We start from the raw sequence: 13085 nt of genomic DNA on the forward strand, positions 1-13085 counted from the left end.
GCCTCAGCGGGTTTTGTCGTCGTGGGTCATGGCGGTATAGAACAGCCAGGACACCAGCAGGATGATCAGGAAGTACACCAGCGAGAACGCCGCCGCCGGGCCCAGGTCGAACTGGCCGACAGCCATTTGCGTCAGGGTCTGGCTGAGGAAGGTGGTGGCGTTGCCCGGCCCACCGCCGGTGAGCACGAAGGGCTCGGTGTAGATCATGAAGCTGTCCATGAAGCGCAGCATCACCGCGATCAACAGCACGCTTTTCAGCTTGGGCAACTGGATATGGCGGAACACCGCCCAGTTCGACGCCCGGTCGATGCGCGCCGCCTGGTAATAGACATCGGGAATGGCGCGCAGCCCGGAGTAGCACAGCAGCGCCACCAGCGAGGTCCAGTGCCAGACGTCCATGATCAGCACGGTCACCCAGGCATCCATGGTGTTGGCCGCATAGTTGTAGCTGATCCCCAGACTGTTCAGCGCCCAGCCCATCAGGCCGATGTCGGCGCGGCCGAAGATCTGCCAGATGGTGCCGACCACGTTCCATGGAATCAGCAGCGGAATGGCCATCAGGATCAGGCACAGTGAGGCCCAGCGCCCGCGAGTCGGCATGCACAGAGCGATAGCGATCCCTAGCGGAATCTCGATCAACAGCACGCAGGCGGAGAAGATGAACTGGCGCAGCAACGAGTCATGCAGGCGCGGATCCTGCAGCACCTGGCGGTACCAGTCGACGCCGACGAAGTAGCGCGTGGCCGGGTCGAAGATGTCCTGCACCGAGTAGTTGACCACGGTCATCATCGGTACGATGGCGCTGAACGCCACCAGCAGAAATACCGGCAGCACCAGCCACCAGGCCTTGTTGTTCTGCACCTTCATGGCGCCACCTCCACCAGGTAGTCGTCGGCGTAGAGCATCAGCCACTGCGCCGGAAAGCTCAGGTAGACCTGCTCGTGGGGCACAGGCTGATCCTCCTGCAGGCGCGCCTTGAGCACCTGGCCATCGAGGTCGAAAGTGAGGATCTTGTAGGTGCCGAGATCCTCGACATGCAGCACCCGGCCACACAGCGCGTCTTCATAGGCGCCATCCCAGACGTGCACGAACTCGGGACGAATGCCCACCTGCAGACGCTTGCCATCCAGTTCGGCCAGGCGCTGGTTGAGCGCCTCGGAAAGCGGCAGCACCGTATCAGCGAAGCGCACCCCGCCCGAGCAGCGCTGCACGTCGATCAGGTTCATGCCTGGGCTGCCGATGAAATAGCCGACGAAGGTATGGCCGGGGCGCTCGAACAACTCGCGAGGCGTTCCGAACTGGACGATCTGCCCGCCGTACATCACTGCGATCTTGTCGGCGAAGGTGGAGGCCTCCAGCTGATCGTGGGTAACGTAAACCATGGTGATGTTGAACTGCTCATGGATCTGCTTGAGCTTGCGCCGCAGCTTCCACTTCAGGTGCGGGTCGATCACCGTCAGCGGCTCGTCGAAGAGAATCGCCGACACGTCGTCGCGCACCAGGCCACGGCCCATCGACACCTTCTGCTTCTCGTCGGCGGTAAGGTTGCGCGCCTTCTTGTGCAGCAGCGGATGCAACTCCAGCACCTCGGCGATTTCATGCACTTTGCTCATCACCCGGGCTTCATCCATACCCTGGTTGCGCAGTGGGAAGGCCAGGTTGTCGAACACCGTCATGGTGTCGTAGACCACCGGGAACTGGAAAACCTGAGCGATGTTGCGTTCTTGCGGCGACAGCCTGTTGACCGCCTTGCCGTCGAACTGCACCTCGCCCTGCGACGGGCTGAGCAGGCCGGAGATGATGTTGAGCAACGTCGACTTGCCGCAGCCTGACGGCCCCAGCAGCGCGTATGCGCCGCCCTGCTGCCAGATATGGTTCATTTCGCGGATCGCATAATCTTCCGGCGTTTTCGGCGTACCGCTGTAACTGTGCGCAAGGTTGTGCAAGCGAATCTCGGCCATCAGGCGGCCCTCCCCTGACGACGACTGGGCGCCTGCACCAACTGCCCATCGGCAGCGAAGACGAACAACTTGTGGGTCGGGATGTAGATGAGGATCGGCGTGTCCACCGCGTACTCGTGCACCCCAGGCAGGTGCAGCACCAGCACGAATTGCTCGTTGCGCACATGCAGGAAGGTTTCCGAGCCGCTGATCTCGGCCAGCTCAACGGTTACCGCCAGCTCCAGGTCATCGTCGTTGGACGGCACCAGGCCGATATGGCTGGGGCGTACGCCAAAACGGTACTCGCCCTCGGCGATGCCGCGCAGATCGGGATTGAGCGGAAAATGCACGCAGTCGGCGAAGCTCACCTCGGAGCCGCTGATACGCCCCGGCATCAGGTTGATCGCCGGCTCCGAGAACAGCTCGGCAGCCAGCACCTGCCGCGGACGGTGGTAGACCTCGGCGGTCTTGCCACTCTGCACCACCCGCCCCTCATGCAGGATGGTGGTGGTGCCACCCAGGGCCAGCGCCTCGTTGGGTTCGGTGGTGGCGTAGATCGCGATGGTATGGCGCGCCTGGAACAGCTCGCGCATTTCCTGGCGCAGCTCTTCGCGTAGCTTGTAGTCGAGATTGACCAGCGGTTCGTCGAACAGGATCAGCGAGGCATCCTTGACCAGCGCCCGGGCCATGGCCGTGCGCTGCTGCTGGCCGCCGGACAGCTCCAGCGGATAACGCGACAGCAGTTTCTCGATGCGCAACATGCGCGCGGTGGCCTCGACCTTCTCGACGATCTGCTCCTTGGCCACACCGGCCTGACGCAGTGGCGAGGCGATGTTCTCGAACACCGACAGGGTCGGGTAGTTGATGAACTGCTGATAGACCATCGACACGTTGCGCTGGCGCACCGGCACGCCGGTGACATCGGCGCCGTTCATCAGCACGCGGCCGCTATTGGGCCGATCCAGCCCGGCCATCAGGCGCATCAGGCTGGTCTTGCCGGCCAGCGTACGGCCGAGCAGAACGTTGAAGGAGCCGGGTTCGAAACTGAGGCTGGCATCGTCGATATGAACCTGGCCGTCGACGATACGGGTGACGTGTTCGAGCTTGAGCGACATGGCCTGTCCTTTTTCTTGTAGTGCCATTCGATTACGAACATCGGTAGCGACAAGCGTGCCAGCTCCACAAAAAACAACGCATCCTGTTGATCAGGATCGAAAAAACCGCCAAAGAACGGTGCAGCAATGGTTTCCCACTGAACACTTTTGAACAGTCGAATGTGAACAACTGAACAATTCGTTCGTTGACTTTGAACAGGCTTGAACGACACTGAATCGATCGCGGCGCAGATCGCGAACCAACAAGAAGAGATCGCACCATGACAGAAGCTGCCCGCGCACCGGCTCACGACGCCATCATCCAGGAGTCCTGGTCGCGCTGCCGTGACTACGGTCTGACTCACCAGAGCGCGCCTCGCTTCGACCCGCCGGCGCCAGGCGATCTTTCGGCGCTGCTGGAAAGCCGCCAGGCCCTGGTGCAGACCACTCATCAGGAAGTGCTGCCCTACTACGGCACCATCCTTGCCAACTCCAACTGCCTGATCATGCTCGCCGACGACCAGGGCCGACTGCTGCAATCCTGGGGCGACCAGCGCTTTATCGAACCGCGCCAGGCCGCCGGCTTCGTCGCCGGCGCCAGCTGGCTGGAGCGCTACACCGGCACCAACGCCATCGGCACCGCGCTCAGTTGCGGCCAGGCCGTGCATATCCAGCACGATGAACACTTCCTCAAGGCCAACCGTTTCATGACCGGCTCGGCCTCGCCGATCTTCGACGAACAGCGGCGCATGATCGCCGTGCTCGACGTGTCCAGCGACAGCTACCTGCCGCCGGCGCATACCCTGGGCATGGTCAAGATGATGAGCCAGTCGGTGGAGAACCGCCTGATCCTCAAGCTTTTCGCCGACCAGTACCACCTGCTCAGCTTCAATACCAGCCTCGACAACCTCGACAGCCCGTGGGCCGGCCTGGTGGTGTTCGATGAACAGGGCCACGTGGTGTCGGCCAACCGCCGCGCTGACAATCTGCTGGGCCAACCTTTGACCTACGGCGCCGTCGAGCAACTGTTCGACGTGCCTCTACAGCAGTTGCTCAACCAGCCGGACGGCCAGCCGTTCAGCCTGCGCACCAGCGGCCACTTTCGCTTTCACGCACGGGTACGACGCCCTACCCGACCGGCCCCCATTCAGCCTCGTGACTTCCGCCCGCAGGTTGCGCAGAGCACGCCACAAGAGCCTCATCTGCACGCACTGAGCATGGGTGACGCACGCATGGAAAAGGCAATCCGCCAGGCCGAGCGCCTGCTGGAAAAGGACATCCCGATCCTGGTGCAGGGCGAAACCGGTGCCGGCAAGGAGGTTTTCGTCAGGGCGCTACATCGCGCCAGCTCACGCGCCGACCAGCCCTTCATCGCAGTCAACTGCGCGGCCATTCCAGCGGAGCTGGTGGAGTCGGAACTGTTCGGCTACGAGAAAGGTGCCTTTACCGGCGCTAGCCAGAAGGGTCATATCGGCCTGATCCGCAAGGCGCACAAGGGCACCCTGTTTCTCGATGAGATCGGTGATATGCCGCTGCGTGTGCAGGCGCGGCTGCTGCGCGTGTTGCAGGAGCGCTGCGTACAGCCATTGGGCAGCAGCGAGCTACATCCGGTGGATGTACGTCTGGTGTCTGCCACCAACCGTCCACTGCGCCAGGACGTCGACAACGGCCAGTTCCGCGCCGATCTGTACTACCGCATCAGCGGCCTGAATCTGGAACTGCCGCCACTGCGTGAGCGCAGTGACAAGCAGGCACTGTTCCAGAAACTCTGGGAGCAGCATCGCGAACCTGACCAACATGCAGGTATCAGCCGCGAAGTGCTGGAGCTGTTCCAGCATCACCCCTGGCCGGGCAACCTGCGCCAGCTCAGTAGCGTGTTGCGCGTGGCGCTGGCCATGGCCGACGACCAGCCTATCCGCGCCGAACACCTGCCAGATGACTTCTTCCTCGATCTGCCAACAGAGGCGCCCCTGCCCGCGCATCTCGAGCAGGATGATGGCGACCTGGCCAGCCAGTACCAGGCATGCGGCGGCAATATCTCCTACCTGGCCCGCCACCTTGGCCTGAGCCGCAATACCCTGTACAAGCGCCTGCGCGAACAGGGCGTGCGGCCCTGAACCTTTGCTCGAAGAATCGGCCCAAGCCATACATTTGCCACCCTGCCCGAACCCCGAACGGGCCGGCATCGGCCAGCCACGAAAGGAACTCAACATGCGCCACCTGTATCGCCCCCTGTTCGCCGCGCTGACTCTGCTGGCCGCCAGCCAGGCGCCGGCATCGCCTTCATTGGAAACACAGGTGGACGCCGCTGCGAAGTCGATGATGCAGACCTATGCCATTCCCGGCATGGCCATCGCCATCAGCCACAAGGGGCAGTCGCATTTCTTCGAGTACGGAGTGGCATCCCGTGAAAGCGGCCAGGCGGTGGATCGCCACACCCTGTTCGAGCTGGGCTCGATCAGCAAACTCTTCACCGCCACCCTCGGCGCCTACGCCGAAGCCCGCGGCACGCTGAACCTCAGCGACAACGCCAGCCAGTACCTACCAGAGCTGCAAGGCAGTGCCTTCGATAACATCAGCTTGCTGGATCTGGCGACTTACACCGCTGGCGGCCTACCGCTGCAATTCCCGGACGCTGTCAGCAACGAACAGCAGATGCTCGATTACTACCGTAATTGGCAGGCGGTGTATCCGCCGGGTACGCAACGGCTGTACTCCAATCCCAGCATTGGCCTGTTCGGCCACCTGGCCGCCGCCAGCATGGCCGAGCCGTTTCAGCAGTTGATGGAAAAAGATCTGCTACCACAGCTGGGCATGCAGGAAAGCTACGTACAGATACCGACCGTCCAGATGAAGCGCTACGCCTGGGGCTACCGCGACGACAAGGCGGTGCGCGTGACTCCAGGCGCGCTGGATGCCGAAGCCTACGGGCTGAAATCCAGCGCCACCGATATGCTGCGATTCATCGACGCCAACCTGCACCCGGATCAATTACCCGCACCACTGCGCCAGGCGATCAGCTCAACCCATCGCGGCTACTACCAGGTCGGCGACATGACTCAGGCCCTGGGCTGGGAGCGCTACGCATACCCCATCAGTCTGAAGAAACTGCAGGCCGGCAACTCAGCGGAAATGGCGCTGCAACCGCAGACCGTGGCGCGTTTCAGTGTGCCCAGGCCAGCCGAAGGCGACCTGCTGCTGAACAAGACCGGCTCGACCAATGGCTTCGGCGCCCACATCCTGCTGCTTCCGGCGCGTGATACCGGCCTGGTGATACTCGCCAACCGCAACTACCCGAATGCCGAGCGCGTGCGCCTGGCACTGCAGTTGCTCGAAAGCATCGAGCCCTAGACAGGGCACAGGTGTGTTGGGTACGCACCTTGAGCTTAGAAACTGCGCGCGATCACCATCCGCTGCACGTCGCTGGTGCCCTCGTAGATCTGGCACACGCGCACGTCACGGTAGATGCGCTCGACCGGGAAGTCCTTGAGGTAGCCGTAGCCACCCAGGGTCTGGATCGCCGCCGAGCACACCCGCTCGGCCATCTCCGAAGCGAACAGCTTGGCCATCGACGCCTCGGTCAGACAGGGTTGGCCGGCCTCGCGCAGGCTGGCAGCGTGATGCACCATCTGCCGTGCGACGGCGATCTGCGTGGCCATATCAGCGAGGCGAAACGCCACCGCCTGATGCTCGATGATCGGTTTGCCGAAGGTCACCCGCTCGTGGGCGTAATCACGCGCTGCTTCGAACGCAGCGCGTGCCATGCCCACCGATTGCGCGGCAATGCCGATGCGCCCACCCTCGAGGTTGGCCAGGGCGATGCGATAACCCTCGCCCTCCTCGCCGAGGCGCAGATCGGCCGGAATGCGCACCTCGTCGAACTGGATCTGGCAGGTGTCGGAGGCATGCTGGCCGAGCTTGTCCTCCACCCGCACCACCGAGAAACCGGGTGCATCGGTCGGCACGATAAAGGCGCTGATGCCTTTCTTACCCGCCTGCGGGTCGGTAACGGCGAAGACGATCACCATGCCGGCGTGGCTGCCGGAGGTGATGAACTGCTTGGCACCATTGAGCACATAGTGATCGCCATCGCGCCGCGCGCGGGTACGCAGGTCGCTGGCATCTGAGCCGGCCTGCGGCTCGGTCAGGGCGAAGGCGCCAAGCATGCTGCCTTCGGCCAGCGGGCGAAGAAAGCGCTGTTTCTGCTGCTCGCTGCCGTACTTGAGGATCGGCATGCAGCCTACCGAGTTGTGCACGCTCATGATCGTGGAGCAGGCGCCATCGCCAGCTGCCACCTCCTCCAGGGCCATGGCGTAAGCCAGGTGACCGGTTTCGGCACCGCCCCACTGCTGCGGCACCAGCATGCCCATAAAACCCAGCTGGCCCATTTCGGCGATGGCTTCGGCAGGGAAACGATGCTCGCGGTCCCAGTCAGCGGCGAACGGTTTCAGCCGTTCCTGGGCGAACTGGCGGGCCATGTCACGGATAAGGATGTCTTCTTCTTTTGGCAGCATGGCTGGCTCCGATGATGCGGTTCGATCACTCCGTGGGAGGCGCTTTAGCGGCGACAGTCGCGGCTGAAGCCCCTCCCACAGGTTAAGTACGTGGATACTCAGTACAGCTCGATGGCTACAGCAGTGGCCTCACCGCCGCCAATGCACACGGAGGCCAGGCCGCGCTTTAGATCACGCTGCTGCAACGCTGCCAACAGGGTCACCAGGATGCGCGCGCCAGATGCGCCAATGGGATGGCCCAAGGCGCACGCGCCGCCGTTTACATTGAGTTTGGCGTGATCGATGCCCAATTCACGCATGGCCACCATGGGCACTACGGCGAACGCCTCGTTGATTTCGAACAGATCGACCGTCTCCAGTGGCCATTCGATACGCGCCAACAAGCGCTGGATCGCCGCCACCGGGGCGGTAGTGAACAGATTCGGCGCCTGGGCGTGGCCAGCATGGCCGACGATGCGCGCCAGTGGTTTCAGTCCGCGTTCCTGAGCCTCGGACAGGCGCATCAACAGCAGCGCGGCGGCGCCATCGGAAATGGAACTGGCATTGGCTGCCGTCACCGTACCCCCCTCGCGAAACGCCGGCTTCAGGCCGGGAATCTTGTCCGGGCGAGCCTTGGGCGGCTGCTCATCGGTGCTGACCTGACGCCGTTCACGCCCCTGCGGCGCCTCCACGGCGACGATCTCACTGGAGAAACTTCCGTCCGTTATCGCCTGCTGGGCGCGACGCAGCGACTCCAGGGCATAGGCGTCCTGCTCCTCACGACTGAAGCGATACTGCTGCGCACAATCCTCGGCGAAGGTGCCCATCAACCGACCACGCTCGTAGGCGTCCTCCAGACCGTCGAGGAACATATGGTCGAGCACCTGGCCATGCCCCATGCGATAGCCACTGCGGGCACGCGCCAGGAGGTAGGGCGCGTTGGACATGCTCTCCATGCCGCCGGCCACCAGCACATCGGCGCTGCCGGCGAGCAACTGGTCATGACCAAGCATCAGTGCCTGCATACCGGAGCCACACATCTTGTTCAGCGTGGTGCATTGAGCGGCCTGGCTTAACCCTGCACCCAATGCGGCCTGGCGCGCGGGTGCCTGGCCCTGGCCAGCCTGCAACACGCAGCCAATCAGCACCGTGTCCACTGCCTCAGCCGCGAGCCCGGCACGCTCCAGGGTCGAGCGGATGGCAGCGGCGCCCAGTTCGGCCGCCATAAGGCCGGCCAGATCACCTAGGAAGCCGCCCATGGGCGTGCGCACTGCACTGACGATGACGACGGGGTCGAGTTGCTGTTTCATGAGTTTCACCTTCTGATCTGCGTTATTCCCGGATCGCGTCCGGGCCATGTTCTGGCGGTAAGAGCGGGTTCAGCCGCGAAGGCTGCGTCATTTACTTCGCGGCTGAAGCCGCTCCCACAAAAGCTAGAGCCCGCTACTTAGCCGCCATGCGCAGCGCGCCATCGAGACGGATCACTTCGCCATTGAGCATGGTGTTCTCGACGATATGCCGGACCAGTGCGGCGTATTCGTCGGGCCGCCCCAAGCGCTGCGGGAACGGCACATTGGCCGCCAGCGAGTCACGCACCTCCTGGGGCATACCGGCCATCATTGGGGTCTCGAACACACCCGGCGCAATGCACATCACGCGGATGCCGGAGCGCGCCAGATCACGCGCCGCCGGCAGCGTCAGTGCCGCGACGCCACCCTTGGAGGCGGCATAGGCGGCCTGCCCCATCTGCCCGTCGAACGCCGCCACCGAGGCGGTATTGATGATGACCCCACGCTCGCCCTCAACGTTCGGCGCGTTCTGCGCCATTGCCTCGGCCGCCAGGCGCAGCAGGTTGAAGCTGCCAATCAGGTTTACCTCGACAGTGCGGCGGAAACTGTCCAGGCCATGTGCGCCGCTGCGGCCCAGTACCTTCTCGGCTGGCGCCACGCCGGCGCAATTGACCAACCCGTGCAGGGTCCCGAAAGCCTCAAGAACCTGCTCCACTGCAGCGCGGCCATCCTCTTCGCGAGTGATATCGGCACGCACGAAACGGGCGTTGGCGCCCAGCTCAGCAAGGGCCTGCTGGCCTGCCTCGGCGTTGATATCCAGCAGCACCGCCTTACCGCCCTGCCCGACCAGTTCGCGGGCGGTGGCCAGGCCAAGACCAGAGGCGCCGCCGCTGATCAGGAATACGGATTCGTCGATACGCATGCTCAACCTCTGTGATTGTTGTGGAGTGAGATTGACAGGCAGATTTGCACAGGTTTACGTTAACGTAAAGGTAAACGAGCAATGACCATGGCAACTACCTACTCCATCTCCGATCTGGCCCGCGAACTCGACATCACCACACGCGCCATCCGCTTCTATGAGGAGCAAGGCATGCTCGCCCCGGAGCGGCGCGGTCAGGAGCGCGTTTACAGCGCCAAGGACAAGGTGACGCTGAAACTCATCTTGCGCGGCAAGCGCATCGGCTTCTCGCTGGCCGAATGCCGCGAGCTGATCGAGCTGTACGACCCGGAAACCGGCAGCCGCAAGCAGTTGGAGACCTTCATGGGCAAGATCGCCGAGCGCCGTCTGCAGCTTGAACAACAGTTACTGGATATCCAGCAGATGCAGCTGGAACTGGATACCGCCGAGGAGCGCTGTCTCGCTGCCTTGGCCGAAACGACCGCGTAATCGCCCCCACTACAAGAACAATCGCAGGTGACCCCATGAGCTACCCCACCCTCAATTTCGGCCTCGGCGAAACCCTCGACATGCTGCGCGACTCGGTGCACCAGTTCGCCCAGAACGAGCTGGCGCCGCGCGCCGCGCAGATCGACCGTGACAACGAATTCCCCATGGACATGTGGCGCAAGTTCGGCGACATGGGCCTGCTCGGCATGACGGTCAAGGAAGAGTACGGTGGCACCGACATGAGCTACCTGGCGCATGTGCTGGCCATGGAAGAAATCAGCCGTGCCTCGGCCTCGGTGGGCTTGTCCTACGGCGCGCATTCGAATCTGTGCGTCAACCAGATTCACAAGAACGGCAGCGAGGCGCAGAAGCAGAAATACCTGCCCAAACTGTGCTCCGGCGAGCACATCGGCGCCCTGGCCATGAGCGAGCCCAACGCCGGCTCCGACGTGGTGTCGATGAAGCTGCGCGCGGAAAAGCGCGGCGACCGCTACGTGCTCAACGGCAACAAGATGTGGATCACCAACGGCCCGGACGCCCACACCTACGTGATCTACGCCAAGACCGACATCAACGCCGGCTCGCGCGGCATGACCGCCTTTATCGTCGAGCGCGACTTCAAGGGCTTCTCCCGCCATCAGAAGCTGGACAAGCTGGGCATGCGCGGCTCCAACACCTGCGAGCTGGTGTTCGAGGACTGCGAAGTACCGGAAGAGAATATCCTCGGCAGCGAGGGCGGTGGCGTGCGCGTGCTGATGAGCGGCCTGGACTACGAGCGCACCGTGCTCTCCGGCGGCCCGACCGGGATCATGACAGCCTGTATGGACGTGGTGCTGCCCTACGTGCACGAGCGCCATCAGTTCAAACAATCCATCGGCGAGTTCCAGTTGGTACAGGGCAAACTGGCCGACATGTACGCCGGCATGAACGCCTCCAAGTCTTACCTCTATAACGTGGCCAAGGCCTGCGACCGCGGCGAGGAATCGCGCAAGGACGCCGCTGCGGTGATCCTCTACACCGCTGAGATGGCCACCAAGATGGCCCTGGACACCATCCAGCTGCTCGGCGGCAACGGCTACACCAATGAATACCCGGCCGGCCGCCTGCTACGTGACGCCAAGCTCTACGAGATCGGCGCCGGCACCAGCGAAATCCGCCGCATGCTGATCGGCCGCGAGCTGTTCAACGAGACCAAATGACACCGTAGGGTGCGCCGTGCGCACCGCAGACAACGGCACGGTGCGCACGGCGCACCCTACAGGAAGCGACCATGCCCATCCTGCATACCCAGATCAACACCCGCTCACCGGAGTTCGCCGCCAACCAGGCAGCCATGCTCACCCAGGTGGACGAACTGCGCGCCCTGCTCGCCCGCATCCATGAAGGCGGCGGCGTCAAGGCGCAGGAGCGCCACACCTCGCGCGGCAAGCTGCTGCCACGCGAACGTATCAACCGCCTGCTCGATGCCGGCTCGCCCTTTCTCGAAATCGGCCAGCTCGCCGCCCATGAGGTGTACGGCGAAGACGTACCGGCCGCTGGAGTGATCGCTGGCATCGGCCGCGTCGAAGGCGTCGAGTGCATGATCGTGGCCAACGACGCCACCGTTAAAGGCGGCTCCTACTACCCGCTGACGGTGAAGAAGCACCTGCGCGCCCAGGCCATCGCCCGCGAAAACCGCCTGCCGTGCATCTACCTGGTGGACTCCGGCGGCGCCAACCTGCCACGCCAGGACGAGGTCTTCCCGGATCGCGAGCACTTCGGTCGCATCTTCTTCAACCAGGCCAGCATGAGCGCGCTGGGCATTGCGCAGATCGCCGTGGTCATGGGCTCCTGCACCGCCGGTGGTGCCTACGTGCCAGCCATGAGTGACGAGACCATCATGGTGCGCGAACAGGCCACCATCTTCCTCGCCGGCCCGCCGCTGGTGAAGGCCGCCACCGGCGAAGTGGTGACCGCCGAGGAACTGGGTGGCGCCGATGTTCACTGCAAGACCAGCGGCGTGGCCGACCACTACGCCGAGGACGACGAACACGCTCTGGCCCTGGCCCGGCGCTGCATCAGCAATTTGAACTGGCGCAAGCTTGGCCAGCTCGACAGCCGCGCGCCCATCGCCCCGCGCTACCCGGCCGAGGAGTTGTACGGGGTGATCCCGGCCGATGCCAAACAGCCCTTCGATGTACGCGAGGTGATCGCGCGTATCGTCGACGACTCGCAACTGGATGAATTCAAGGCACTGTTCGGCACCACCCTGGTCTGCGGTTTCGCCCGCATCAATGGCTACCCGGTGGCGATCCTGGCGAACAACGGCATCTTGTTTGCTGAAGCCGCACAGAAAGGCGCGCACTTCGTCGAACTGGCCTGCCAGCGCGGCATCCCGCTGCTGTTCTTGCAGAACATCACCGGCTTCATGGTGGGCAAGAAGTACGAAGAAGGCGGCATCGCCAAGCATGGCGCCAAACTGGTCACCGCCGTGGCCTGCGCCCAGGTGCCGAAATTCACCGTGATCATTGGCGGCAGCTTCGGCGCCGGTAACTACGGCATGTGCGGCCGCGCCTACGACCCGCGCTTTCTGTGGATGTGGCCCAACGCGCGCATTGGTGTGATGGGCGCGCAGCAGGCCGCTGGCGTGCTGGTACAGGTCAAGCGCGAGCAGGCACAGCGTGCCGGCCAGCCCTACTCCGACGAAGACGAGCAGCGTTTGAAGCAGCCCATTGTCGAGCAGTACGAGCAGCAGGCGCACGCCTTCTATTCCAGCGCCCGGCTGTGGGACGACGGCGTGATCGACCCGGCGCAGACCCGCGAGGTGCTAGCCCTGGCGCTGTCGGCCAGCCTCAACGCGCCCATCGAGCCAACCCGTTTCGGGGTGTTCCGTATGTGAT

At 63.5% G+C, this 13085-nt stretch carries 11 protein-coding genes; 5 read left to right on the forward strand and 6 right to left on the reverse strand.

Annotated features, from left to right (window positions below; translation table 11 throughout):
• Nucleotides 1-3: 3 nt before the first annotated feature.
• The 3 genes from CXP40_RS02500 to CXP40_RS02510 are packed head-to-tail and all read right to left on the reverse strand — an operon-like array spanning nucleotide 4 to nucleotide 3055.
• Nucleotides 4-867, reverse strand: a complete 864-nt coding sequence (locus CXP40_RS02500; RefSeq protein ID WP_013715269.1) for a carbohydrate ABC transporter permease — start codon at nucleotides 865-867, stop codon at nucleotides 4-6.
• Nucleotides 864-1961, reverse strand: coding sequence for an ABC transporter ATP-binding protein (locus CXP40_RS02505; RefSeq protein ID WP_106732432.1), 1098 nt, complete (start codon nucleotides 1959-1961; stop codon nucleotides 864-866). Before CXP40_RS02505 ends, CXP40_RS02500 begins: the two co-directional genes overlap by 4 nt.
• Complete coding sequence (locus CXP40_RS02510; protein WP_106732433.1) at nucleotides 1961-3055, reverse strand: ABC transporter ATP-binding protein; 1095 nt, start codon at nucleotides 3053-3055, stop codon at nucleotides 1961-1963. The genes CXP40_RS02505 and CXP40_RS02510 overlap by 1 nt, the downstream gene beginning before the upstream one ends.
• A 260-nt stretch (nucleotides 3056-3315) precedes the next feature.
• Here CXP40_RS02510 and CXP40_RS02515 point away from each other — a divergent pair, with 260 nt between their 5' ends.
• The gene (locus tag CXP40_RS02515; RefSeq protein ID WP_106732434.1) at nucleotides 3316-5151 is read left to right on the forward strand and encodes a sigma-54-dependent Fis family transcriptional regulator; all 1836 of its coding nucleotides are present in this window, start codon (nucleotides 3316-3318) and stop codon (nucleotides 5149-5151) included.
• Nucleotides 5152-5245: 94 nt separating this feature from the next.
• Complete coding sequence (gene blaPRC, locus CXP40_RS02520) at nucleotides 5246-6385, forward strand: PRC family class C beta-lactamase (RefSeq protein WP_106732435.1); 1140 nt, start codon at nucleotides 5246-5248, stop codon at nucleotides 6383-6385.
• Between the two features lie 35 nt (nucleotides 6386-6420).
• Here the strand turns inward: blaPRC and CXP40_RS02525 are convergent, their stop codons facing one another.
• The 3 genes from CXP40_RS02525 to CXP40_RS02535 form a co-directional block, all read right to left on the reverse strand.
• Nucleotides 6421-7548, reverse strand: a complete 1128-nt coding sequence (locus tag CXP40_RS02525) for an acyl-CoA dehydrogenase family protein (RefSeq protein ID WP_106732436.1) — start codon at nucleotides 7546-7548, stop codon at nucleotides 6421-6423.
• 98 nt (nucleotides 7549-7646) lie between these two features.
• Complete coding sequence (locus CXP40_RS02530; RefSeq protein WP_106732437.1) at nucleotides 7647-8837, reverse strand: acetyl-CoA C-acyltransferase; 1191 nt, start codon at nucleotides 8835-8837, stop codon at nucleotides 7647-7649.
• 133 nt (nucleotides 8838-8970) lie between these two features.
• Nucleotides 8971-9738 (reverse strand): 3-hydroxyacyl-CoA dehydrogenase, encoded by a 768-nt coding sequence (locus tag CXP40_RS02535; protein WP_106732438.1) that lies wholly within the window; start codon nucleotides 9736-9738, stop codon nucleotides 8971-8973.
• Between the two features lie 87 nt (nucleotides 9739-9825).
• Between CXP40_RS02535 and CXP40_RS02540 the strand changes: the two genes are divergently transcribed.
• From CXP40_RS02540 to CXP40_RS02550, 3 genes are all read left to right on the forward strand, one after another.
• Entirely contained in the window at nucleotides 9826-10206 is a 381-nt protein-coding gene (locus CXP40_RS02540) for a MerR family DNA-binding transcriptional regulator (RefSeq protein WP_017676704.1), read from the forward strand.
• Between the two features lie 35 nt (nucleotides 10207-10241).
• On the forward strand, nucleotides 10242-11405 hold the full coding sequence (locus CXP40_RS02545; protein ID WP_106732439.1) for an isovaleryl-CoA dehydrogenase: 1164 nt from the start codon (nucleotides 10242-10244) through the stop codon (nucleotides 11403-11405).
• Between the two features lie 71 nt (nucleotides 11406-11476).
• Nucleotides 11477-13084, forward strand: a complete 1608-nt coding sequence (locus CXP40_RS02550; RefSeq protein WP_106732440.1) for a carboxyl transferase domain-containing protein — start codon at nucleotides 11477-11479, stop codon at nucleotides 13082-13084.
• Nucleotide 13085 lies beyond the last annotated feature (1 nt).

This window comes from Pseudomonas sp. YY-1 (assembly GCF_002843095.1).
Classification (GTDB): domain Bacteria; phylum Pseudomonadota; class Gammaproteobacteria; order Pseudomonadales; family Pseudomonadaceae; genus Aquipseudomonas; species Aquipseudomonas sediminis_A.

What these genes read in the sequence shown, in the direction of transcription:
- CXP40_RS02500 (WP_013715269.1), bottom strand. Translation starts at nt 867, where the DNA reads ATGAAGGTGCAGAACAACAAGGCCTGGTGGCTGGTGCTGCCGGTATTT.
- CXP40_RS02505 (WP_106732432.1), bottom strand. Translation starts at nt 1,961, where the DNA reads ATGGCCGAGATTCGCTTGCACAACCTTGCGCACAGTTACAGCGGTACG.
- CXP40_RS02510 (WP_106732433.1), bottom strand. Translation starts at nt 3,055, where the DNA reads ATGTCGCTCAAGCTCGAACACGTCACCCGTATCGTCGACGGCCAGGTT.
- CXP40_RS02515 (WP_106732434.1), top strand. Translation starts at nt 3,316, where the DNA reads ATGACAGAAGCTGCCCGCGCACCGGCTCACGACGCCATCATCCAGGAG.
- blaPRC (WP_106732435.1), top strand. Translation starts at nt 5,246, where the DNA reads ATGCGCCACCTGTATCGCCCCCTGTTCGCCGCGCTGACTCTGCTGGCC.
- CXP40_RS02525 (WP_106732436.1), bottom strand. Translation starts at nt 7,548, where the DNA reads ATGCTGCCAAAAGAAGAAGACATCCTTATCCGTGACATGGCCCGCCAG.
- CXP40_RS02530 (WP_106732437.1), bottom strand. Translation starts at nt 8,837, where the DNA reads ATGAAACAGCAACTCGACCCCGTCGTCATCGTCAGTGCAGTGCGCACG.
- CXP40_RS02535 (WP_106732438.1), bottom strand. Translation starts at nt 9,738, where the DNA reads ATGCGTATCGACGAATCCGTATTCCTGATCAGCGGCGGCGCCTCTGGT.
- CXP40_RS02540 (WP_017676704.1), top strand. Translation starts at nt 9,826, where the DNA reads ATGGCAACTACCTACTCCATCTCCGATCTGGCCCGCGAACTCGACATC.
- CXP40_RS02545 (WP_106732439.1), top strand. Translation starts at nt 10,242, where the DNA reads ATGAGCTACCCCACCCTCAATTTCGGCCTCGGCGAAACCCTCGACATG.
- CXP40_RS02550 (WP_106732440.1), top strand. Translation starts at nt 11,477, where the DNA reads ATGCCCATCCTGCATACCCAGATCAACACCCGCTCACCGGAGTTCGCC.